Annotated in this window: 23 protein-coding genes; 11 read left to right on the forward strand and 12 right to left on the reverse strand. The window is 70.9% G+C overall.

The window, feature by feature from the left end; translation table 11 throughout:
- Positions 1-15 precede the first annotated feature (15 nt).
- The 3 genes from ACTWQC_RS30115 (at position 16) to ACTWQC_RS30125 (ending at position 3407) form a co-directional block, all read left to right on the forward strand.
- On the forward strand, positions 16-948 hold the full coding sequence (locus tag ACTWQC_RS30115) for a hypothetical protein (RefSeq protein WP_443319004.1): 933 nt from the start codon (positions 16-18) through the stop codon (positions 946-948).
- 111 nt (positions 949-1059) lie between these two features.
- A complete protein-coding gene (locus tag ACTWQC_RS30120) occupies positions 1060-1812 on the forward strand; it encodes a DUF3558 domain-containing protein (protein ID WP_443319005.1) in 753 nt (250 codons plus the stop codon).
- Between the two features lie 185 nt (positions 1813-1997).
- Positions 1998-3407, forward strand: a complete 1410-nt coding sequence (locus ACTWQC_RS30125; RefSeq protein WP_443319006.1) for a DUF2637 domain-containing protein — start codon at positions 1998-2000, stop codon at positions 3405-3407.
- Positions 3408-3470: 63 nt separating this feature from the next.
- Here the strand turns inward: ACTWQC_RS30125 and lysS are convergent, their stop codons facing one another.
- Positions 3471-5225: a lysine--tRNA ligase gene (gene lysS / locus ACTWQC_RS30130; protein WP_443319007.1), complete on the reverse strand. Its 1755-nt coding sequence runs from the start codon at positions 5223-5225 to the stop codon at positions 3471-3473.
- Positions 5226-5346: 121 nt separating this feature from the next.
- On the opposite strand from lysS, the gene argS reads away from it, so the two are divergent.
- Positions 5347-7119 carry an arginine--tRNA ligase gene (gene argS / locus ACTWQC_RS30135; protein ID WP_443319008.1) on the forward strand — a complete coding sequence of 591 codons (1773 nt, stop codon included), beginning with the start codon at positions 5347-5349 and terminating at the stop codon, positions 7117-7119.
- Positions 7120-7188: 69 nt separating this feature from the next.
- Here argS and ACTWQC_RS30140 read toward each other — a convergent pair whose 3' ends face one another.
- The 3 genes from ACTWQC_RS30140 to ACTWQC_RS30150 are packed head-to-tail and all read right to left on the reverse strand — an operon-like array spanning position 7189 to position 8519.
- Positions 7189-7347: a prevent-host-death family protein gene (locus ACTWQC_RS30140; protein WP_443319009.1), complete on the reverse strand. Its 159-nt coding sequence runs from the start codon at positions 7345-7347 to the stop codon at positions 7189-7191.
- A complete protein-coding gene (locus tag ACTWQC_RS30145) occupies positions 7340-7906 on the reverse strand; it encodes a Uma2 family endonuclease (protein ID WP_443319010.1) in 567 nt (188 codons plus the stop codon). The genes ACTWQC_RS30140 and ACTWQC_RS30145 overlap by 8 nt, the downstream gene beginning before the upstream one ends.
- Positions 7821-8519 carry an ATP-binding protein gene (locus ACTWQC_RS30150; RefSeq protein WP_443319011.1) on the reverse strand — a complete coding sequence of 233 codons (699 nt, stop codon included), beginning with the start codon at positions 8517-8519 and terminating at the stop codon, positions 7821-7823. Before ACTWQC_RS30150 ends, ACTWQC_RS30145 begins: the two co-directional genes overlap by 86 nt.
- Here ACTWQC_RS30150 and ACTWQC_RS30155 point away from each other — a divergent pair.
- The 3 genes from ACTWQC_RS30155 (at position 8518) to ACTWQC_RS30165 (ending at position 10273) form a co-directional block, all read left to right on the forward strand.
- The gene (locus ACTWQC_RS30155; protein ID WP_443319012.1) at positions 8518-9336 is read left to right on the forward strand and encodes a helix-turn-helix domain-containing protein; all 819 of its coding nucleotides are present in this window, start codon (positions 8518-8520) and stop codon (positions 9334-9336) included. The two genes, ACTWQC_RS30150 and ACTWQC_RS30155, sit on opposite strands and share 2 nt — an antisense overlap.
- A complete protein-coding gene (locus ACTWQC_RS30160; protein ID WP_443319013.1) occupies positions 9333-9590 on the forward strand; it encodes a DUF397 domain-containing protein in 258 nt (85 codons plus the stop codon). Before ACTWQC_RS30155 ends, ACTWQC_RS30160 begins: the two co-directional genes overlap by 4 nt.
- 89 nt (positions 9591-9679) lie before the next feature.
- Positions 9680-10273: an AMIN-like domain-containing (lipo)protein gene (locus ACTWQC_RS30165; RefSeq protein WP_443319014.1), complete on the forward strand. Its 594-nt coding sequence runs from the start codon at positions 9680-9682 to the stop codon at positions 10271-10273.
- 81 nt (positions 10274-10354) lie between these two features.
- Here ACTWQC_RS30165 and ACTWQC_RS30170 read toward each other — a convergent pair whose 3' ends face one another.
- The 7 genes from ACTWQC_RS30170 to ACTWQC_RS30200 form a co-directional block, all read right to left on the reverse strand.
- On the reverse strand, positions 10355-10612 hold the full coding sequence (locus tag ACTWQC_RS30170) for a Txe/YoeB family addiction module toxin (RefSeq protein WP_443319015.1): 258 nt from the start codon (positions 10610-10612) through the stop codon (positions 10355-10357).
- Positions 10609-10878 carry a type II toxin-antitoxin system Phd/YefM family antitoxin gene (locus ACTWQC_RS30175; RefSeq protein ID WP_443319016.1) on the reverse strand — a complete coding sequence of 90 codons (270 nt, stop codon included), beginning with the start codon at positions 10876-10878 and terminating at the stop codon, positions 10609-10611. The genes ACTWQC_RS30170 and ACTWQC_RS30175 overlap by 4 nt, the downstream gene beginning before the upstream one ends.
- 75 nt (positions 10879-10953) lie before the next feature.
- Positions 10954-11955 (reverse strand): porphobilinogen synthase, encoded by a 1002-nt coding sequence (hemB, locus tag ACTWQC_RS30180; protein ID WP_443319017.1) that lies wholly within the window; start codon positions 11953-11955, stop codon positions 10954-10956.
- Positions 11952-13610, reverse strand: a complete 1659-nt coding sequence (locus ACTWQC_RS30185) for a uroporphyrinogen-III synthase (protein WP_443319018.1) — start codon at positions 13608-13610, stop codon at positions 11952-11954. The genes hemB and ACTWQC_RS30185 overlap by 4 nt, the downstream gene beginning before the upstream one ends.
- The gene (hemC, locus tag ACTWQC_RS30190; protein ID WP_443319019.1) at positions 13607-14569 is read right to left on the reverse strand and encodes a hydroxymethylbilane synthase; all 963 of its coding nucleotides are present in this window, start codon (positions 14567-14569) and stop codon (positions 13607-13609) included. The genes ACTWQC_RS30185 and hemC overlap by 4 nt, the downstream gene beginning before the upstream one ends.
- Positions 14566-15984 carry a glutamyl-tRNA reductase gene (locus ACTWQC_RS30195; protein ID WP_443319020.1) on the reverse strand — a complete coding sequence of 473 codons (1419 nt, stop codon included), beginning with the start codon at positions 15982-15984 and terminating at the stop codon, positions 14566-14568. Before ACTWQC_RS30195 ends, hemC begins: the two co-directional genes overlap by 4 nt.
- Positions 15981-16787: a redox-sensing transcriptional repressor Rex gene (locus ACTWQC_RS30200; protein ID WP_443319021.1), complete on the reverse strand. Its 807-nt coding sequence runs from the start codon at positions 16785-16787 to the stop codon at positions 15981-15983. Before ACTWQC_RS30200 ends, ACTWQC_RS30195 begins: the two co-directional genes overlap by 4 nt.
- Before the next feature lie 281 nt (positions 16788-17068).
- Between ACTWQC_RS30200 and ACTWQC_RS30205 the strand changes: the two genes are divergently transcribed.
- The 4 genes from ACTWQC_RS30205 (at position 17069) to ACTWQC_RS30220 (ending at position 21533) form a co-directional block, all read left to right on the forward strand.
- Complete coding sequence (locus ACTWQC_RS30205) at positions 17069-17350, forward strand: glutaredoxin family protein (RefSeq protein ID WP_443319022.1); 282 nt, start codon at positions 17069-17071, stop codon at positions 17348-17350.
- A gap of 249 nt (positions 17351-17599) precedes the next feature.
- Positions 17600-18547, forward strand: a complete 948-nt coding sequence (locus ACTWQC_RS30210; protein WP_443319023.1) for an HAD family hydrolase — start codon at positions 17600-17602, stop codon at positions 18545-18547.
- 742 nt (positions 18548-19289) lie between these two features.
- A complete protein-coding gene (locus ACTWQC_RS30215; protein ID WP_443319024.1) occupies positions 19290-20075 on the forward strand; it encodes an ECF subfamily RNA polymerase sigma factor, BldN family in 786 nt (261 codons plus the stop codon).
- 264 nt (positions 20076-20339) lie between these two features.
- Positions 20340-21533, forward strand: a complete 1194-nt coding sequence (locus ACTWQC_RS30220) for a DUF5667 domain-containing protein (protein WP_443319025.1) — start codon at positions 20340-20342, stop codon at positions 21531-21533.
- Positions 21534-21663: 130 nt separating this feature from the next.
- Here the strand turns inward: ACTWQC_RS30220 and ACTWQC_RS30225 are convergent, their stop codons facing one another.
- Entirely contained in the window at positions 21664-22713 is a 1050-nt protein-coding gene (locus tag ACTWQC_RS30225; RefSeq protein WP_443319026.1) for a lysophospholipid acyltransferase family protein, read from the reverse strand.
- Position 22714: the final 1 nt, after the last annotated feature.

The raw sequence follows: 22714 nt of genomic DNA on the forward strand, positions 1-22714 counted from the left end.
AGGGAGCCGCAGACCGTGCAGCGAAGGCCGTACGCACCAGGCACCGCCCTGGCCGCCACGCTGCTCGCCGCAGGGCTCACCGCCGGCCTCACCGGACTCACCGGCTGCACCGGCGGCTCCGGCGGCGGCTCCCCGCAGGACTCCAAGCCGGGCGATCCCGCCGCCACCGCGCCCGCCGCCGAGCCCGGCAAGTACCGCACCCTCGACGACCCCTGCGGCGCCGTCGGGCCCGGCACGCTCCGCGCGCTGCTGCCCGGCCTCGAGGACCTCGAGGAGGAGGAGCGGGAGAAGGGGTACGAGGGCCAGGCGGCCATCACGTACGACACGGACCGCCGCGTCGGCTGCCGCTGGCAGGCCGAGTCGCCGGAGGGCACCCGCCACCTCAGCATCGACTTCGAGCGCGTCGTGTCGTACGACCCGGCCGTCAGCGACGAGGACCGCGCGCAGGAGCTCTACGACAAGAAGGCCACGGCCGCGGACATCCCCGCGGTCGTTTCGGAGAGCGACACCCCGGACAGCGACGACCCGGACAGCGACGACCCGGACTCCTCCACGCCCACCTCCCCGTCCCCCTCCGCCTCCAACGAAGCGGACAAGGCGGACGAACCGGACAACGACGAGAGTGAGAAAGACAACAGGGGCGCCGCCAACGGTTCCGCGAACACGTCCTCCGGAAGCTCCTCGTCCTCCGGCGACCCGGGCGACGACCCCGCCACGGCCCCCCGCCCCCTCGACGACCTCGCCGACGTCGCGTACCTCGACGACCGCCTGGTCACAGCCGATTCCGGCGTCCACCGCGACATCACCGTCGTCTTCCGGGCGTCCAACGTCATCGTCACGGTCGAGTACGACCGGTGGTCCGCCGCCCAGTCCGACGTCCCGGAGAGCGGGGACCTTCAGACCAAGGCCCTTCGCCTGGCCGAGGAGCTCGTCGAGCGCTTCGGCTAATAGCCTTGCGGACGAAACGGACGCAGTACGGCCGCCCGTCACGTGGATGACATGGACGATATGGACGACGACCGACGACACGACGACCGACGACGGAAGAGCGAAGTAACCATGCACAGATCAGCCCAGCGACCCGCCAAGCGACCCGCTCCGCGACTCGCGCGCCTCCTCGCGTGCGCAGCCGTCGTACCGGTGATGCTCGTCGCCGGCTGCTCCTTGCTCCCGGACTCCGGCGACGACACCAAGGGCTCGGACGCGGGCGGCGGCACCGAGAAGTCGGCCGAGCCCAGCGCGACGCCGACGCCTGAGCCCGCGAAGTACGCCAAGCTGCCCCGCCCGTGCACGGCACTCACCAAGAAGACCGTCGGGAACCTCGTACCCAAGGCGAAGACCAAGTCCGGTACGGCCGGAAAGTCCCCCGACATCGACGCGCGCGGCACCTGCTCCTGGAACGGGCTCGACGGCTTCCAGTACCGCTGGCTGGACATCTCCTTCCAGCGCTTCGAGTCCGACCCCACCCTCGGCAGCGGCGAGAGCCGCGCCAAGGACTACTTCACCAAGCAGGTCGGCAGCTCGAAGCCGGCAAAGGGCGCCAAAGACCTCAAGACCGGTACGGCCGCGGGGGTCGGCGACCAGGCGGCGACTCTCACGTACGCCGTGAAGAAGGACCGCGAAGACTTCAGGAACCAGACCGTCATCGCCCGCACGGCCAACGTCGTCATCACCCTCAACTACAACGGCGCGGGCTACGAGGACGCGAAGACGCCGAAGGCCGCCGACATGCTCAAGGACGCACAGAGCGCCGCCAAGGAGGCCGCCGCGGCCGTCGCGAAGGCGGGCACGGCGAGCCGGTCCGGCGCGTGAAGCGCCGAGAAACTGGAGCGGGCAACGCGCGTACGTAGGCCGTAAATCAGCTGAAACGGCGACCCGGTGCCCGGATCCCGCGCGGACCCGGGCACCGCGGCGCCCCCGCGTATGCCAGGCTGTGGGCCGCCGGATTCCGAAGCCGGTCCGGATGCCGAAGGCTGTTGGTTGGAGGGGATCGCGGGATGGCCGCGCCGAACGCGATGAAGCTGACACGCACACACCGGATACTCATCGGCGTGGTCGTCGCCGGCGCGCTCATCATCGCGGCGATCGGCTTCGCCGGCTCGTACGCGGCCGTGCGCGACCTCGCCGAGAAGAAGGGCTTCGGCGACTTCTCCCTCGTCTTCCCCATCGGCATCGACGCCGGGATCGTCGTCCTGCTCGCCCTGGACCTGCTGCTGACCTGGATCCGGATCCCGTTCCCGCTGCTGCGCCAGACCGCCTGGCTGCTGACGGCCGCGACCATCGCCTTCAACGGCGCCGCGGCCTGGCCCGACCCCCTCGGCGTCGGCATGCACGCCGTCATCCCGGTCCTCTTCGTCGTCGCCATCGAAGCGGCCCGGCACGCGATCGGCCGGATCGCCGACATCACCGCCGACCGGCACATGGAGTCGGTACGCATCGCCCGCTGGCTGCTCGCCTTCCCCTCCACCTTCCGGCTGTGGCGGCGGATGAAGCTGTGGGAGCTGCGCAGTTACGACGAGGTCATCAGGCTCGAGCAGGACCGCCTCGTCTACCAGGCCCGCCTCCGCGCCCGCTACGGCCGCGCCTGGCGCCGCAAGGCGCCCGTGGAGTCCCTCATGCCGCTGAAGCTGGCGCGGTACGGCATACCGCTGGCCGAGACCGGTCCCGCCGGCCTCGCCGCGGCCGGGATCGACCCGCCCGTCCTGCCCGCCGAACGCGCCGGCCAGGGGGCCCCGGCGCCGGAACTCGCCCAACGGGAGGCGACGGACCGCCGGTCGCTGACCGCCGGCGGCGGGGACGGGACGGAGACCGGGGCCGGGATCGGGCGCGGGCTCGGGCTCGGGCAGACCGCCGAGGAGTACGCCTCTGGGGCGTACGGCGAGGAGTACGCCCCAGAGGTCTCCGACGCCGCGGCGGACCGTCAGGACGCCCTCCAGACGTCCGCACGGCCCCAGCCACCACCCGCCCCCGCGACGTACGCGGCCGAGTCCGAGGCCCCGCACGTCACCGTTCCGGTCGGCCCGGGCCGCTACCGGGCGCTGGGCCAGGCCCAGTTGAACGGCCACTCCGCCTTCGTACCGTCGCCGCGCGCCACCGCGCAGGAGCCGCAGGAACAGCTCTTCGTCGAGCCCGCGCCGGCGCCGGAGGACTACCCCGCGCCCGAGGCCGGTGACGACCCCACCGGCTTTCCCGACGGAGTCCCGCACGAAGAGGTCTACTTCGAGGCGTACCGCGGCTTCATAGCGGAACAGGGCAACCGCCCCACCGCCCGCCAGCTCTCCCGCGCCCTCCACGACCGCTTCGGGGTCACCAACCGCGACGGCAGCCTGCTGAGCGAGAACTACCTGCGCACCTACCTGCGCGAGCTGCGCGACCGCTACGAGACGGAAATGGGAATGGCGGGCTGAGCAGAAGGGTGTGGGCATTCGTTCCGCGGGGCGGAACGAATGCCCACAACCGGCCGGTCAGGGCTACGCCCCCAAGAGCTTCCGCACCCGGTCCGCCCCCACCGCCAGCAGCAGCGTCGGCAGCCGCGGCCCCGTGTCGCGCCCCACCAGCAGCCGGTAGAGCAGCGCGAAGAACGACCGCTGCGCCACCTTCAGCTCCGGCGTCGGCTTCGCGTCCGGCGCGAGCCCCGCCTGGATCTTCGGCACCCCGTACACCAGCGCCGTGAGACCGTCCAGCGACCAGTGCTCGTCGAGCCCGTCCAGCAGCAGCCGCAGCGACTCCCGCTCCCCTTCGCCCAGCGAGGCCAGCAGCTCGGTGTCCGGCTCCTCCCGGACCCGCGTGCGGGACTCGGCCGGCACCTGCGTGGTGATCCACCGCTCGGCCTTGTCGAGCCGCGGCCGGGTCTCGTCCAGCGACGTGATCGGGTCGGCCGGGTCGAGGTCCCGCAGAATCCGCAGCGTCTGCTCGTCGTGCCCGGTGGTGATGTCGACGACCGAGGCGAGCGTCCGGTACGGCAGCGGCCGCGGCGTCCGCGGCAGCTCACCCGCGGCCGTACGCGTCGCGCGGCTGTACGCGGCCGCGTCCGCCGGCTGCGCGCCGCCCTCCGCGACCTTCCGCTCCAGCGCGTCCCACTCGTCGTAGAGCCGCTGGATCTCCTGGTCGAAGGCGATCTTGAAGGACTGGTTGGGCTTGCGCCGCGCGTACAGCCAGCGCAGCAGCGGCGCTTCCATGATCTCCAGCGCGTCGGCCGGGGTCGGCACCCCGCCCTTGGAGCTCGACATCTTGGCCATGCCGCTGATGCCGACGAAGGCGTACATCGGCCCGATCGGCTGCTCACCGCCGAAGACCTCCCGGACGATCTGCCCGCCGACCACGTACGACGAGCCCGGCGAGGAGTGGTCGACGCCGGACGGCTCGAAGATCACGCCCTCGTACGCCCAGCGCATGGGCCAGTCGACCTTCCAGACCAGCTTGCCGCGGTCGTGCTCGGAGAGCCGCACGGTCTCGGCGTGCCCGCAGGCGCAGGTGTACGAGAGCTCGGTCGTCGCGTCGTCGTACGCCGTGACCGTCGTCAGGTCGCGCTCGCAGACCGAGCAGTACGGCTTGTACGGGAAGTAGCCCGCGGCCGCCTTGCCGTCGTCCTCGGTCGCGGCACCCGAGCCCTCCGCCGCGGCCTCGGCGGCTGCCGCGTCCGCCTCGTCGAGCTTGCCCTTCTGCTGCTGCTTCGGCTGCGCCTTCTTCTTCGCCTCCGCGACCTTGTCCTTCGTCCGGTAGCGGTCGAGGATCTCGTCGATCCGCTCGCGCTCGCGCATGGCGAAGAGGATCTGCTCGCGGTAGGCGCCCGAGGTGTACTTCTCGGTCTGGCTGATGCCGTGGAACTCGATCCCGAGCTCCTCAAGTGCCTTGATCATCGGTGCCTTGAAGTGCTCGGCCCAGTTCGCGTACGAGCTGCCGGGCGGGGCGGGCACGGAGGTCAGCGGCTTGCCGATGTGCTCGGACCAGGACGGGTCGACACCGGCCGGCACCTTCCGGAACCGGTCGTAGTCGTCCCACGACAGGATGTGCACGCACGCGTGTCCGCGCCGCCGGATCTCGTCCGCGACGAGGTGCGGGGTCATGACCTCGCGAAGGTTGCCCAGGTGGATCGGCCCGGACGGGCTGAGGCCCGAGGCGCAGACGATCGGTTTGCCGGGGGCGCGGCGCTCCGCCTCGGCAATGACCTCGTCCGCGAACCTGGAGACCCAGTCGGTCTCAGTGCTCTGAGCCACGATCGGCACTTCCTTCTTGATTCTCTGCTCGACAGCCTGGCGCCCCCATTGTCCCAGACCGAAATTCACTGGCGGCGCCATGGGATACTGGCGTCAATCCCCTTCCACACCAACGGAACGGTACGTATCCATGGCCTCGGTCCCTTCCCTCGCCGCTTCGGTCAACCAGCGCGTCGCGGACGCCCTCTCGGCTGCCCTGCCGGAGGCCGGCTCCGCCGACCCGCTGCTGCGACGCAGCGACCGTGCGGACTTCCAGGCCAACGGCGTGCTGGGCCTGGCCAAGAAGCTGAAGGGGAACCCGCGGGAGCTGGCGGCCAAGGTCGTCGACCGGCTCCCGGCCGACGACGTCCTGGCGGGCGTCGAGGTCTCGGGCCCGGGCTTCCTCAACATCGCGGTCACCGACTCCGCGATCACCTCCACGCTCGCCGCGCGGGCCGCCGACGACCGCCTGGGCGTTCCGTACGCGGAGCGGCCGGGCACCACCGTGATCGACTACTCCCAGCCCAACGTGGCCAAGGAGATGCACGTCGGGCATCTGCGCTCCACCGTGATCGGCGACGCGATCGTGCAGATCCTGGAGCACCGCGGCGAGACGGTGATCCGGCGCCACCACATCGGCGACTGGGGCACCCAGTTCGGCATGCTCATCCAGTACCTGATCGAGCACCCGCACGAGCTGGACCACGAGTCGGACGCCGCGAACGGCGACGGAGAGGGCGAGGCGGCCATGTCCCGCCTCAACCGCCTCTACAAGGCGTCCCGCGCCCTCTTCGACTCCGACGAGGACTTCAAGACCCGCGCCCGCCGGCGGGTCGTCGACCTCCAGGCCGGCGACGCCGAGACCCTCGCCCTCTGGCACAAGATCGTCGACGAGTCGAAGATCTACTTCCAGGGCGTGTACCACAAGCTGGACGTCGAGATCCGCGACGAGGACATCGTCGGCGAGAGCGCGTACAACGACATGCTCGTCGAGACCTGCAAGCTGCTGGAGGAGTCGGGCGTCGCCGTCCGCTCCCAGGGCGCGCTGTGCGTCTTCTTCGACGACATCAAGGGCCAGGACGGCACGCCCGTCCCGCTCATCGTCCAGAAGGCCGACGGCGGCTTCGGCTACGCGGCGACCGACCTCGCCGCGATCCGCGACCGTACGGGCCGGCTGAAGGCCGGCACCCTGCTCTACGTGGTGGACGCCCGGCAGGCGCTGCACTTCCGGATGGTCTTCGAGACCGCCCGCCGGGCGGGCTGGCTGACCGACGAAGTCACCGCCACGCACCTCCCGTTCGGCACGGTCCTCGGCAAGGACGGCAAGCCGTTCAAGACGCGTGAGGGCGAGACGGTCCGGCTGGTCGACCTGCTGGACGAGGCGATCGACCGGGCGGCCCAGGTCGTGGCGGAGAAGGCCCCGGACCTGACGGAGGCGGAGGTCGCCGAGCGGGCCGCCCAGGTCGGCATCGGCGCCGTGAAGTACGCGGACCTGTCGAACTCGCTGACCCGGGACTACGTTTTCGACCTGGACCGGATGGTCTCGCTGAACGGCGACACCAGCGTCTACCTGCAGTACGCGTACGCCCGTATCCAGTCGATCATCCGCAAGGCGGGCGACACCGCCCGCCCGCAGGCCCACCCGGACCTGCCGCTCGCCCCCGCCGAGCGGGCCCTCGGCCTGCACCTTGACGAGTTCGCGGAGTCCCTGGCGGGCGTCGCCGAGACGTACGAGCCGCACAAGCTGGCCGCGTACCTCTACCAACTGGCCTCGTTCTACACGACCTTCTACGACCAGTGCCCGGTCATCAAGGCCGAGACCCCGGAGACGGTCGAGAACCGCCTCTTCCTGTGCGACCTGACGGCCCGCACGCTCCACCAGGGCATGTCCCTGCTGGGCATCCGCACCCCCGAGCGGCTGTAACCCCCGACAGCGCGAGAGCCCCCGGAGGTCGGCAGACCTCCGGGGGCTCTCGCGTGTCGTTCTCGTACGTCACGCACGCTCCAGGCCGAGCCGCGCACGCACCTCGTCATGGGGAACGCCTGCCGCTTTATCGCACGCTGAAAGGGCCCGGTACTCCGTGAGCGCAAGAGCATCTTCAATATCGGCAACCATCACCGCGCGATCGGCAGAGTCCTCGCCGTCAGGCATACCGCGCGAACCCGCCGGTCTCGATCTCCACGTCGAGCCGAGGAACGGCGACGGTCTCGCCGTAGAGACCGTGCAGGACGCCCTGGTAAGCCCCCTCGCGCGGGACGGTGTAGAGCGTCCACGTGCCGTCGCGCGGGTCGACGAGCAGATACGCGGGCACGCCTGCGTCGGCGTACCAGCCGACCATGTCGCGGGTGTCCTTGGTGCTGTTGCCCTTGGAGACCACTTCGACGACCAGGTCGACATCGCCGGGGTCGGCCAGCCAGTCGTCCGACTCCCCGAACCCGGCGTCGCAGACGAGCAGGCCGGGAGTGGCGTAGTCGTCCGGGTCACCGGGCATCGCGACGGACGCGACCTGGAAGGGGCGCAGGTGGTCCGGGACCGCCGGGCGCAGCTGGTCGTAGAGAGCGTTGATGATCCCGGCATGCTTGCCGCGCGGGGTCGGGGACATCATGAGGACTCCTCGGATGATCTCAGCGCGCAGCCCGGTGGCTTCCTCGGCGGCCTCGGCGGCCTTGCGAAGCGGGCTCATGGCGTGCTCCGGGGTCGTGAGAGTCATGACGTCCTCCCTTCCACTCCCCACGAATTCTATCGGCGGACCATGGCGCGGCGAGTCGACCGAGCCCCGTCTCAGTCCGGGGGTCGGCGACGTCCGCGAACTCGCACCAGACGATCTTGCCCGGGTCGCGCTCGCCGACGCCCCACTTGTCGGCGAGCGCCTCTACGAGCAGCAGGCCCCTGCCGGACTCGTCCCGTGCCCCGGCCCCCGCCTCCGGGATGCGCGGATACCCCTCGCCGCTGTCGTGCACCTCGACGCGGAGCGGGCCGCCGTCTCCGTCCAGTGACAGGAACAGCCTGAAGCCGCGCCCCGGCGGAACCCCATGCAGCAGCGCATTCGTGGCCAACTCGCTCACGCAGAGTAATACGTCGTCCGACCGTCCGCCGAACCCCCAGTCCGCCAGCACCCGTTGGGTGAACCCCCTGGCAGCGGGTACGGACCGGCGGTCGCGGCGGTAGAACTTCTCGCGGAAAGACGGCGGTTCAGTGGTGCCATTCATGACACCATGGTCACTCTCCGCGACTAGGCTGCGCCAGTAGGCGAACCCGTACGGATTGTTTGTACGGGCTGACGGTGAGTAACGCCTGGACAGGGGTGGGGAGTTGGGGGACATGCACCCACGGAAGAGGAAAAACGCATCAGCTTTACGACTCGTAGGCGCCCTGGTGGCTCAGTTCCGCCGGGCGGCCCGGCTCACTCAGCGGGAGCTGGCCGAGAGGCTGTGTCTCCACGAGGAGACCATCGCGTCGATCGAGCAGGGCAGGCGCCCGCTGAAGCTGGATCTTGCGGAGGATCTGGACCGCATCCTGGAGACGAAGGGCGCGCTCGCGGTGGCGGTGGAGAACATGCCGGAGATCGATAAGTACCCGGTATGGGCTACGGAATACATCGACTGTGAGCGCGAGGCGATCGCTCTCTCCTGGTACGAGAATCAGGTCATCCCAGGCCTACTGCAGACCGAGCGTTACGCCCGGGCGGTTATCAGCAATGACGTCCCTGTGCTCAGCGGGGAGGAGATCGAGCTCCGAGTCGCGGCCCGCATCGAGCGCCAGGAGATTCTTCACCGCAAGGTCCCGCCAATCGCAAGCTTCGTCATTTCCGAAGTCGTGTTGATGGACCGCCTGGGCGGCGACGAGGTGTACCGGGAGCAGGTACGCCACTTGCGCGAGTGCGCCGACCTTCCCGGCCTCACACTTCAGATCATGCCGGTCGGCCGAACTACCCATGCCGGTCTCTCAGGCCCGTTCATCCTGCTGGAGACCCCCGACCATCAACAACTCGCCTATACCGAGACGCAACGCGGCAGCCAGTTCGTTTCCGACCCCGATGAGCTGAGCATCCTGGCCCACAAGTATGCGATGCTGCGGACACAGGCCCTCAACCCCGAGGAGACGAAGGGCCTGTTGGACCGGCTGCTAGGAGACCTATGAACGACGGCGCACTGGAGTGGTTCAAGTCCAGCTACAGCAGCGAGCAGGGCGGCGCCTGCCTCGAAGTCGCCTACACCTGGCGAAAGTCCAGCTACAGCGGCGATGAGGGCGGCGAATGCGTCGAGGTCGCCGCCCACCCCGCCGCCGTCCACGTCCGCGACTCCAAGGACCCGGACGGCCCGAACCTCACCTTCACCCCCGACGCCTGGACGTCCTTCGCATCCTGGCTCAATCTGCACGAACGGCAGGATTGAGCAAGTTTAAACAGGATTAGGCCCACAACCCTCCGGGTTACTCGACGGTCCCACTGACGTACCCGTAGTCGAAACCTTGGGGGGTAGACATGCGACGGTGGGGAACTGCACTGGCCGCTCTCGTTCTGGCGGGCGCCGGGCTGGCGGTGACGGCGGTCTCGGCCACCGCTGCCGCGGCGGCACCCGCAGCATCCGCCGCGACCGCGGCGGCCTGCGCGACAGCCTGGGGAAGCGGTGACAAGGCGGACTGGGACAGCGATTACCGGCCGCTGTTGGACATCAGGACCGGTCGGCACGACTGCTACGACCGGATGGTCTTCGACATCCGCGGCACGAGCGGCGGCCCGATCGGCTACAACGTCCGGTACGTCGACCGGCTGTACCAGGACGGTTCGGGTGACTACATCCCGGTCAGCGGTGGAGCCATTATCGAGATCCGTGTGGCGGCGCCGAGCTATGACCCGGAGACGGGCGCGGTGACGTACCCGGGGCGGTCGGGACAGCCGCTGCCCGGGGTGAACATCGACGGATACCGGACCTTCAAGGACACCCGGTTCGCAGGCAGTTTCGAGGGCGACACCCAGATAGGACTGGGCGTTCGCGCCCGACTGCCCTTCCGGGTCTTCCAGGTGTCCGACAAGCTCGTGGTCGACGTCGCCCACACCTGGACAACGGCCCGCTGACGCCGGACCGGACGGCTCAGCACACGGAAAGCCGGTGGCGGCGCCCCGATCGGAACGCCGCCACCGGCTGCTGCTCAGCTGCTACTCGTAGCGGTAGCGGGCCTGCACCACGATGAGCTCGTCGCCCTTGGGCTTGTAGACGAGGCGGTGTTCGTCATCGATCCGCCGGGACCAATAACCGGCGAGCTGCTGCCGCAGAGGCTCGGGCTTGCCGATGCCGTTGAACGGATCGCGTAGCGCCTCGTTGATGAGCCGGTTGATCCGCCGGGTCATCTTCCTGTCCGTCTCAGTCCAGTAGGTGTAGTCCTGCCAGCCCCGGGACGTGAACGAGAGCTTCACGCAGCGGTGTCCCCGGCCTCATCGTCCACGAGCTCATGGTGCTCGACGCTCCCGCTCTCGGCCTCGGCGATCGACTCGAGAAGGCGACGGGCGTTCGCCGGGGAGCGCAGGAGATAGGCGGTCTCCTGCAGCGCTTCGTAGTCCTCGAGCGAGATGAGGACAGCCGTGCCCTTGCGGGAGACGATCTCGACGGGCGTGCGGTCGTCGTTGACTGACTCGATGAGCTTGAAGAGGTTCTTGCGTGCCTCGCTGGCGGTGATGGACATGGGCGGCACCCTTTCCAGAGCGGTACAAGAAATCGTACCACTCCACCGATGTGGCGGCGGCTCCTCGTAGGGGCGCTAGTCGCCCCGCCCCAGCCGCTGCGCGACCTCCGTCGCCCAGTAGGTCAGGATCAGCCCCGCGCCCGCACGGCGGACGGAGGTCAGCGTCTCCATGATCGCGCGGTCGCGCTCCAGCCACCCTTGCGCGGCCGCGGCCTCGACCATCGCGTACTCGCCGGAGATCTGGTACGCGGCGACCGGCACGTCCACCTCGTCCGCGATCCGCCGCAGCACATCCAGATACGGCAGCGCGGGCTTGACCATCACCATGTCGGCGCCTTCGGCCAGATCAAGCGCCAGTTCCCGCAGGGCTTCCCTCGCATTGGCCGGGTCCTGCTGGTACGTCTTGCGGTCGCCCTTGAGGGACGAGGCCACCGCCTCGCGGAAGGGCCCGTAGAAGGCCGACGCATACTTGGCCGTATAGGCGAGGACCCCGACGTCCTGGCGGCCGATGCCGTCCAGGGCCTCGCGGATGACCCGCACCTGCCCGTCCATCATGCCGCTGGGGCCGACGACATGGGCGCCCGCGTCCGCCTGGACCCGCGCCATCTCCGCGTACCGCTCCAGCGTCGCGTCGTTGTCCACCCGGCCCTCGGCGTCCAGCACGCCGCAGTGGCCGTGGTCGGTGTGCTCGTCCAGGCACAGGTCGGACATGACGACGAGCTCGTCGCCGACCTCGGCCCGTACGTCCTGGAGGGCGAGCTGCAGGATCCCGTGCGGGTCCGTCCCCGGCGAGCCGGTCGCGTCCTTCTTCTGCTCCTCCGGGACGCCGAAGAGCATGATGCCGCCGACGCCCGCCTCGACCGCCTCGGCCGCGGCCTTCCGCAGCGTGTTGCGGGTGTGCTGGACGACGCCCGGCATGGAGGAGATCGGCACCGGCTCGCTGATGCCCTCCCGCACGAAGGCGGGGAGGATCAGCTCGGCCGGGTGCAGCCGGGTCTCGGCGACCATCCGCCGCATGGCTGGGGTGGTCCGCAGCCGCCGCGGCCGCGCGCCGGGGAAATTTCCGTAAACGCTCACGTGCGCCTCCTGCGCGATCCCGGTCGGCGCTCGCTCGGCCGGGTGACGTGTTCACCTGCCTCGACGGCTGCCGTGCGGCGCTGCGCGCCGAACTCCGCAAGGGCCTCTGCGAGCTTGTGCACCGACGGCTCGGGCGAGAGGACGTCGACCCGCAGGCCGTGCTCCTCCGCCGTCTTGGCCGTCGCCGGGCCGATGCAGGCGATGATGGTGACGTTGTGTGGCTTGCCCGCGATGCCCACCAGATTCCGCACCGTGCTCGACGAGGTGAACAGTACGGCGTCGAAGCCGCCGCCCTTGATCGCCTCGCGGGTCTCGGCGGGCGGCGGCGAGGCGCGGACGGTCCGGTAGGCGGTCACGTCGTCCACCTCCCAGCCCAGCTCGATCAGGCCCGCGACGAGCGTCTCGGTCGCGATGTCGGCGCGCGGCAGGAAGACGCGGTCGATCGGGTCGAAGACCGGGTCGTACGGCGGCCAGTCCTCCAGCAGCCCGGCCGCGGACTGTTCCCCGCTCGGTACGAGGTCCGGCTTCACGCCGAAGGCCACCAGCGCCTTGGCGGTCTGCTCGCCGACCGCCGCGACCTTGATCCCGGCGAAGGCGCGGGCGTCGAGCCCGTACTCCTCGAACTTCTCGCGGACCGCCTTCACCGCGTTGACCGACGTGAAGGCGATCCACTCGTAACGGCCCGTCACCAAGCCCTTGACGGCGCGCTCCATCTGCTGCGGGGTGCGCGGCGGTTCGACGGCGATCGTCGGTACCTCATGGGGGACGGCACCGTACGAGCGCAGCTGGTCGGAGAGCGAGGCGGCCTGCTCCTTCGTGCGCGGCACGAGGACCTTCCAGCCGAAGAGCGGCTTGGACTCGAACCACGCGAGCTGGTCGCGCCGGGCGGGGGCGCCGCGCTCGCCGACCACGGCTATGACCGGCTGGCCGCCGTCGGGCGAGGGCAGCACCTTGGCGGCCTTGAGGGTCTGCGCGATGGTGCCGAGGGTGGCGGTCCAGGTGCGCTGGCGGGTGGTCGTACCGGCGACGGTGACGGTCAGCGGCGTGTCCGGCTTGCGCCCGGCCGCGACCAGCTCGCCCGCGGCCGTACCGACCGAGTCGAGGGTGGTGGTGACGACGACGGTCGCGTCGCTGGCCCCGGTCTCGGTCCAGCAGCGGTCGGAGGCCGTACGGGCGTCGATGAAGCGGACGTCGGCGCCCTCGGAGGACCGCAGCGGCACACCGGCGTACGCGGGCACGCCCACGGCCGTGGCCACCCCGGGCACCACCTCGAACGGGATGCCCTCGGCAGCGCACGCCAGCATCTCCTGGCCGGTGTCGCCGTCCATGCCGGGGTCGCCCGCGACCGCACGCACCACCCGCTTGCCGCCCCGCGCGGCCGCCATGACAAGATTGGCCGCATCTCGCAGGGCGGGCTGTGCCGCAGCGGTTGACGGCTCGTCATGCTCAGGCTGCGGGATGTCCGCGCCTGCCCTCGCGTGCTTGCTCACCACATCCAGCACCTGAGGATCGGCGACCAGGACGTCCGCGCGGGCCAGCGCCTCGACGGCGCGCAGCGTCAGCAGTCCCGGATCTCCGGGTCCGGCACCGAGGAAGGTGACGTGACCGAGAGCAGCGTGTGGTGCTCTTGCAAGATTTGCGGCGGTGGGGCTCAAAGTGCTCGCTCCCCCATAAGACCGGCCGCACCCTTGGCGAGCATCTCGGCGGCCAGTTCGCGGCCGAGAGCAAGGGCGTCGTCGTGAGACACGGGTACGGGACCGGTGGTGGACAGCTGCACCAGCGTGGCGCCGTCGGTCGTGCCGACGGCGCCGCGCAGGCGCATTTCGGTGACAACCTGCCCGTCGGCCAGAAGGTCGGCCAGCGCGCCCACGGGTGCGCTGCAGCCGGCCTCCAGGGCGGCGAGCAGGGAACGCTCGGCGGTCACGGCGGCCCGGGTGTGCGGGTCGTCGAGCTCGGCGAGACGGGCTGCGAGGTCCGCGCTGGACGCGGCGCATTCGACCGCCAGGGCCCCCTGGCCGGGGGCAGGCAGCACGGTGTCGACGGGCAGCTTCTGGGTGGCCTCGTCGATGCGGCCGATACGGGTCAGGCCCGCGGCGGCCAGGACCACGGCGTCCAGCTCGCCGGAGCGCACGTATCCGATGCGGGTGTCGACATTGCCGCGGATCGGCACGGTCTCGATGTCGCGGCCGAGGCTGCGGGCCCAGGCATTGAGCTGCGCCATGCGGCGCGGCGCGCCGGTGCCGATACGCGATCCGGCGGGGAGCTGCTCGAAGGTGAGGCCGTCGCGGGCGACGAGGGCGTCGCGCGGATCCTCGCGCTCCGGCACCGCCGCGAGGATCAGCTCCTCGGGCTGGGTTGTCGGCAGGTCCTTGAGGGAGTGCACGGCGAAGTCGACCTCGCCGCGGAGCAGTGCGTCGCGCAGCGCGGTGACGAAGACACCGCTGCCGCCGATCTTCGCGAGGGCCTCGCGGGAGGTGTCGCCGTACGTGCTGATCTCGACCAGCTCGACGGGGCGGCCGGTCAGTTCGCGCACGGCGTCGGCGATGCGCCCGGACTGGGCGAGGGCGAGCCTGCTGCGCCGGGTGCCGAGACGAAGTGGCTCTGTGGTGCTCATGAGCGCCCTCGATTCGGGTCGTTCGTGGTGGAGCTGTCGGCCCGGCTGACGGCGGCGACCGCCTGCGGGTCGAGGTCGAAGAGTTCCCGCAGCGCGTCGGCGTACCCGGCGCCGCCGGGCTCGCCCGCGAGCTCCTTGACCCGCACCGTGGGCGCGTGCAGGAGCTTGTCGACGACGCGGCGCACGGTCTGGGCGATCTCGGCGCGCTGCTTGTCGTCCAGGTCGGGGAGGCGGCCGTCGAGCCGGGCGATCTCACTGGCGACGACATCGGAGGCCATGGTGCGCAGGGCGACCACGGTGGGGGTGATGTGGGCGGCACGCTGAGCGGCGCCGAAGGCCCCGACCTCCTCCGACACGATGGCGCGGACGCGGTCGACGTCGGCCGCCATGGGCCCCGCCGACGGAGTCGGCTGATCAGAGGGCGTGGCGGAGGCCTCGGCGAGGGTCTCGATGTCGACGAGGCGGACGCGGTCGATGCGGTGGGCGGCCGCGTCGACGTCACGCGGCATCGCGAGGTCGAGCACGTCGAGCCTGCTCTCCGGGCGGTCCGCGCGCTCGGGGCCGTCCGTGAGTGCCGTCAGCAGGGCACCGGCCGTCAGGACGAGCCCCGTGGCGCCCGTACAGGAGACGACCAGGTCCGCGCCGGCGAGCTCGTCGTCGACGGACTCCATCGGCACGGCGCGCACGCGCAGGGCCGGGCCGGACCCGGCGGCGAGCTGGCCGGTGGCGAGGGTCGTGGCGAGCCGCTCTGCGCGGTCCACCGTCCTGTTGGCGATCACCAGTTCGGCCACACCGGCGCGCGCGAGCGTCGTTGCGGCGAGGGACGACATGGAACCCGCGCCGATGACGAGGGCGCGCTTGCCCGCGGCCCACTCCTCCACGGGGCCGCCGTCGGCGAGCTGCTCGAGGCCGAACGTGACGAGCGACTGCCCGGCGCGGTCGATGCCGGTTTCGCTGTGCGCCCGCTTGCCGACCCGCAACGCCTGCTGGAAGAGGTCGTTGAGCAGCCGGCCCGCGGTGTGCAGCTCCTGCCCGAGCGCCAGCGCGTCCTTGATCTGGCCGAGGATCTGGCCCTCGCCGACGACCATCGAGTCCAGGCCGCAGGCCACCGAGAAGAGGTGGTGGACGGCCCGGTCCTCGTAGTGCACGTAGAGGTACGGGGTGAGCTCCTCGAGGCAGACACCGCTGTGCACGGACAGCAGCGTGGACAGCTCGGCGACACCGGCGTGGAACTTGTCCACATCCGCGTACAGCTCGATGCGGTTGCAGGTGGCGAGCACCGCGGCCTCGGCGGCGGGCTCCGCGGCGAGCGCGTCCTGCAGCAGCTTGCCCTGCGACTCGGCGGCGAGGGAGGCCCGCTCCAGCACGCTCACCGGGGCGCTGCGGTGGCTCAGTCCGACGACCAGAAGACTCATGCGGGCATCACGGCGGGCACGTCCCCGTCGGGTCCCTTTCTGCCGCCGTCGGCGCTCGCCCGGACGGCCGGCGGAGGCGTGACCGCCGCCCCGGCCGCCGTCGCCCCGGCCGCCGGCTCGGGCAGCTCGGCGGCGCCCTCCTCCCCGGCCTTCCGCTGCTCGTGGAAGGCGAGGATCTGGAGTTCGATCGACAGGTCGACCTTGCGTACGTCCACGCCGTCGGGCACGGAGAGCACGGTGGGCGCGAAGTTGAGGATCGAGGTCACACCGGCGGCGACGAGCCGCTCGCAGACCTGCTGGGCGGCGCCCGCCGGGGTCGCGATGACCCCGATGGACACGCCGTTGTCGCTGATGATCGATTCCAGGTCGTCGGTGTGCCGGACGGGCAGGCCCGCGACCGGCTTGCCGGTCATCGCGGGGTCGGCGTCGATCAGCGCGGCGACCCGGAAGCCGCGGGAGGCGAAGCCCCCGTAGTTGGCGAGCGCGGCGCCGAGGTTACCGATTCCGACGATCACGACCGGCCAGTCCTGGGTCAGGCCGAGCTCGCGGGAGATCTGGTACACGAGGTACTCGACGTCGTAGCCGACGCCACGCGTCCCGTACGAGCCGAGGTAGGAGAAGTCCTTGCGCAGCTTGGCGGAGTTCACCCCGGCGGCTGCGGCGAGCTCCTCGGAGGAGACCGTGGGGACCGAGCGCTCGGAGAGCGCGGTCAGTGCGCGCAGATACAGCGGAAGCCGGGCGACGGTGGCCTCGGGAATCCCTCGGCTGCGGGTCGCCGGTCGGTGTGTTCGGCCAGTTGCCACGGTGCTCCTGCGGGTAGAGCGGGGCTGCAGGCGGTCACACGTCCCACGACCGCCCCGTCGACAGCAGGCTATGTCTTTGTGAACGCGTGCACAAAGATGGTGTCCGCTTTGTCCGGTCAAAGTGACCGGGGTCACGCGGTTCGGTGACATGATCGCGGAACCCCTCGCGGGACGGATCCGTTGTGCCGCCGACGGGGGCACGCGCACACTCTCCTTACGACATTGCCCCCGGACAACCCCAAAAGCGCCCCTGATGGTAATCGAGTCATGAGCCCGGAGTCATGAGCCCGCTGCTGCCCCGCACCCCCCGCAGGAATCCCGCCGACAGCACCGTCACGCTGATCGGCAAGCCCGGCTGCCACCTGTGCGACGACGCGCGGAAGGTGATCGTCGCGGTCTGCGAGGAGCTGGGCGCGGCCTGGGAGGAGAAGGACATCACCCTGGACGCCGAGCTGCACCGCAAGTACTGGGAGCAGATTCCGGTTGTCCTCGTCGACGGGGCGCAGCACGACTTCTGGCGGGTGGATCCGCAGCGACTGAGGAAGGCCCTGGGCGCGGGCTGAGGGACCCGGCGATGGGTTCCGGCGGGCGGCGGGGGCCTGCGGGCAGCGGGCGGTCGCGGCAGGACCAAGGTCCCGCCGCGACCGGGCTTCCGGCGCGCCGGGGGCGGTGCAGGCGCGCGGAGCGGCGCCACGCGCGCGACGGGCCGGGCGCTGTGACCCGCGCGCGGTAACAAGCGCGCCGTGTGAAGTTCACGCGCCCCGAATCCTCCCGACTCCGGTTTGACCGGACGGCCTGGCTATGCTCACGTCATGTCCGTACTGGGATGGCTCAACCACAGAAGGCGCTCCGCCACCGCACGCAGCGTGCTGGCAGGCGAGGCCGCCGCCGAGGCAGCCCGTAAGACGTCGCAGGAGATTGACCTCCGGGCCGGGATCGAGGGCGAGACCGGCAAGGCGCCTGCCGAACCGGAATTCCCGGTGACCGGCGACCAGTTGGCGGCCGCATTCTTCGACCTCGACAACACGGTCATGCAGGGCGCCGCGCTCTTCCACTTCGGCCGCGGCCTCTACAAGCGCAAGTTCTTCCAGAAGCGCGAACTCGCCCGCTTCGCCTGGCAGCAGGCGTGGTTCCGGATGGCCGGCGTCGAGGACCCGGCCCATATGGAGGACGCCCGCAACAGCGCGCTGTCCATCGTGAAGGGCCACCGCGTCTCCGAGCTCATGGAGATGGGCGAGGAGATCTACGACGAGTACATGGCCGAGCGCATCTGGCCCGGCACGCGCGCGCTGGCCCAGGCCCACCTCGACGCGGGCCAGAAGGTCTGGCTGGTCACCGCCGCCCCGGTGGAGACCGCGACGATCATCGCCCGGCGGCTCGGCCTGACCGGCGCCCTCGGCACCGTCGCCGAGTCCGTGAACGGCATCTACACCGGGCGGCTGGTCGGCGAGGTGCTGCACGGGCCCGCGAAGGCCGAGGCCGTACGGGCCCTGGCGGCGGCCGAGGGCCTGGACCTGTCGCGCTGCGCCGCGTACAGCGACTCGGCCAACGACATCCCGATGCTCTCGATCGTCGGGCACCCGTACGCCATCAACCCGGACAGCCGGCTGCGCAAGCACGCGCGCGAGCGCGGCTGGCGGCTGCGCGACTACCGGACGGGCCGCAAGGCGGCCAAGGTCGGCCTCCCGGCGGCCGCCGGCGTCGGCGCCCTGGCGGGCGGCGCAGCCGCCGCAGTAGCCCTCCAACGCCGCCGCCGCTAGCCCCGGCCCTGCCCAAGTTCAGGGCCGGCTCTCCCCGGGCCCTGGGTCCGGGGATTCCCGCCCAGCCCGCCGGCGGCCGAAAGGGGCACGCGCCCCTGAAGGGCCACCCCCAACGACGACAGCGGCGGACGGGGAAAAGGCGCCCGGCAGTTCACCAAGGGCCGCCCCTTGCGGCCTTCAGGGGCCGGGGTGGCAGTCCCTCCCCATCCCGCTCCGCCTCCCACTGGGGGTGCACCTCTGCCCGGGGTGTCCGGGGCGGAGCCGCAGTTCGGGAAGCGGCGGGTGAGGGGAGAAGGCGGTGCTGCCGCGTGGGGCCGCGACGCGCGCGGGACGCATGCGCCGCGCGCGCGTTGCGGGAACCGCGCGGGAACCGGATGTGCCCCCGTGCGCGTCATGGGATGCGTACGCCACAGGGCCCGGACGGCGCGTAGCGACGCGCGGCCAATCCGGCCTTCTTACCCCCTCTGGCCTCCCGCCAGTCCCAATGCGGCCGCGCTGCCACAAGATGAACGCGACTCGGGCGGCTCGAGCATAATTCCGATCATTATCTATCGCGTGTTCGATATCCGATCGGTCATGATTCCGCAACAGAGCGTTCCGATCCGGCGATTTGAGCAACTCGGCGTAGCGCAGCCTGTACGAAGCGTTATTCTCCTCAGACGCATACCGGTACCCACACGTCCCTACGACGGGTGAACGGTCCCGCACTGCACGTGATGGAAGCTCTGCCTCTGGGAGTCCCGTGTACCCACACGTCGGGGTTGACGCCTCGGGCCTGGCTACGCTCCGCGCGACGGTCGCCGACCACATGCGCGGCATCGTCCCCACCGCGTACGCCGTCCCCGCCTTCGCCGCGCCTGTCCCTGCCGGCGGTCCTGCTGCCGGCCCTGCCTACGCCCTGGCCGAGAGCACTGCCGCAGTCGGCAGACGTACCCGCGCCACGGGCGCCACCACCGCCCGCCGCCCCGCCGCCGACAGCGACAGCCGCCGCATGATGGACCTGGTCGAGCGCGCCCAGGCGGGTGAGACCGATGCCTTCGGCCGTCTGTATGACCAGTACGCCGACACGGTGTACCGCTACATCTATTACCGGGTCGGCGGCAAAGCCACGGCCGAGGACCTCACGAGCGAGACGTTCCTGCGCGCCCTGCGCCGCATCGGCACCTTCACCTGGCAGGGCCGCGACTTCGGCGCCTGGCTCGTGACGATCGCCCGCAACCTCGTCGCCGACCACTTCAAGTCCAGCCGCTTCCGCCTCGAGGTCACGACCGGCGAGATGCTCGATGCGAACGAGGTGGAGCGGAGCCCGGAGGAGTCGGTCCTCGAATCCCTGTCCAATGCGGCCCTGCTGGAGGCCGTCCGCAAGCTCAACCCGCAGCAGCAGGAGTGCGTGACACTGCGCTTCCTCCAGGGCCTGTCGGTCGCCGAGACGGCCCGCGTGATGGGCAAGAACGAGGGCGCCATCAAGACCCTCCAATACCGGGCCGTCCGCACGCTGGCCCGGCTGCTGCCGGAAGACGCCCGCTGACCCGACGGACCTCCCGCACATCCCCCACGGACAGAAGACGCCTCCACGGACGACAACACATACGGTGACCTCCAGATGACCCAGCGGTCAGATCATCGTGACCGCGTAACCCGGCTGCATCACCGCTCGTTGTCCGGGTTGGCAGGCTCCCTGTGGTCGCATGCTGTCCAGTTCGCGTCACTCGATCGAGTGATCGTGCTCAAGGTATGCAACCTTCCATCCGTGCCAGGGAGTTGCAGGTGACGACGAGAGGAGGTGCCGCCCGTGATCGCGAACGTATCGGCGCACCGGCGGGCGAACGCCTTCGCCCAGGCCCTGGAGGAGCAGCGGGCTCCCCAGGGCCGGACGCCCGAGCAGACCGGCGCTCCGGCGGCGGCGGACGAGCAGGGACGGCTGGTGGCCTTGGCGAGCGAGCTCGCCGGGATCAAGAGGCCGGAGCTGGACCCCGACGTCAAGACCGTCCAGCGTGCCCAACTGGTCGCCGCGATGGAGGCGATGCTCGCCGACGGCTCCGAGCCCGACGGCCCGCGGGTGCCCCAGCAGCGCCGGAGAGGCGCCCACCGGGCGAGCCCGCTCCATAAGCTCCGGCCGCGGTCCCGCTGGTCCAAGGGCATCGCCGCCGGCGGGCTCACGGTCGGCGTCGCGGCAGGGGCGTTGAGCGGTGTCGCGGCGGCCAGCTCCGAAGCGCTGCCCGGCGACTCGCTCTACGGGCTGAAGCGCGGCATGGAGGACCTGAAGCTCGGCATGGCGGACGACGACTCCGACCGCGGCGAGATCTACCTCGACCAGGCCTCCACGCGGATGCACGAGGCGCGCAGGCTCATGGAGCGCAGCCGCTCCGGCGACCTCGACCGCGAGTCGATCGGCGAGGTCCGAAGAGCCCTCTTCGGGATGCGGCACGACGCCTCCGAGGGCCACCGCCTGCTGTCCGCGGCGTACGCGCGCGACGGCTCGCTCGGCCCCATCCAGGCGCTCGAGTCGTTCTCGACGTCCAACCGCCGGGGCTGGAGCGAGCTGCGCGACCGGCTCCCGGTCCAACTCACCGATGTGAGTGACGAGGTGACGTCGGTCTTCGACGCCATAGACCAGGAGGTCGGTCCGCTGAAATCGCTGCTGCCCATCGCGCCGGGCAGCAGGGACCCCTCTCGCGCCGGCGGCTCCTCGGGGCCGGGCGACTCCAAGGGCACGTCCCGGCGGTCCGCGCCGGCCTCGAGCACCCTGCCGGACCGGCGGGACGGCGGACAGAGCACGCCGCGGCCGAGCGAATCGCAGGCGCTGGAGGAACGGTTGATCGGCGGCGCCGGCGAGATCCTCGAACCGCCGCAGGACCAGGGTCCGTCGCTCCCGGGCGGGAACAGCAGCAGCTCCGGCAGCCCGGCGAAGCCGGACATCACGATTCCGCCACTGCTGCCCGGCCTGCTCCCGGGCCTGGGCATCGACGGAGACGACCCCAAGTAGGCCCGTCCCGGGCGGCCTTGCTTCCCACGGCAACGGCGCTTGGTCTTCCGATCGGAAGACCAAGCGCCGTTGCTGCGTCCGGGCCCATGAGCCCGGGCTCGCGCGTCCGGCCACGGAGAGCGCGGATCGCTCAGAAGAACACGGACCGCCGCTGCACCAGCAGCTTGTAGAGCGTGTGCTGAATCGTTTCTCGCACCTGGTCCGTGAGGTTGAACATGAGCATCGGGTCCTCGGCCGCCTCCGGCGGATAGCCGTCGGTGGAGATGGGCTCACCGAACTGGATCGTCCACTTCGTCGGCAGCGGAACCGCCCCGAGCGGCCCCAGCCAGGGAAAGGTCGGCGTGATCGGGAAGTACGGGAAGCCGAGCAGCCGGGCGAGGGTCCTCGCGTTCCCGATCATCGGGTAGATCTCCTCCGCCCCGACGATCGAGCAGGGCACGATCGGCGCACCGGCCTGCAGCGCCGTCGAGACGAACCCGCCCCGGCCGAAGCGCTGCAGCTTGTACCGCTCCGAGAAGGGCTTCCCGATGCCCTTGAAGCCCTCCGGCATCACCCCGACCACCTCGCCGCGCTCCAGCAGCCGCTCTGCATCGTCCGCACACGCCAGCGTGTGACCGGCCTTGCGCGCCAGCTCGTTGACGACCGGCAGCATGAAGACGAGGTCGGCGGCCAGCAGCCGCAGATGACGGCCGGCCGGGTGGTGGTCGTGCACCGCGACCTGGAGCATCAGCCCGTCCAGGGGCAGCGTGCCGGAGTGGTTGGCGACGATCAGCGCGCCACCGCTGTCCGGGATGTTCTCGACGCCCTTCACATCCACCCGGAAGTACTTGTCGTAGACGGGGCGCAGCAGGGACATCAGGACCTGGTCGGTGAGCTCCTGGTCGTAGCCGAAGTCGTCGACCTCGTACTCCCCCGTCACCCGGCGCCGCAGGAACGACAACCCATGGGCCAGCCGCCGCTCCAAGCCACCGCCCGTACGCGGGGCTCTGGCGGCTTCCTGTGGCTCTCCGGGCGCCCCTGGCGCTCCCGGCTCCTCCGCCTCCGGCGTGGGCCCCTGCTCGGGTACCGGGGTCAGCTGTCCCGCCCTGCGCCCGTTCACCTTCGACTTGGGCTTGGCCGCTTTCCCGCCACTGGCGCGCCGCTCCCCATCACCGAATGGGATGACCTTGGCATCGGCCATG

This window comes from Streptomyces sp. 8N616 (genome assembly GCF_052246385.1).
In the GTDB taxonomy this organism is placed as follows: Bacteria; Actinomycetota; Actinomycetes; order Streptomycetales; family Streptomycetaceae; genus Streptomyces.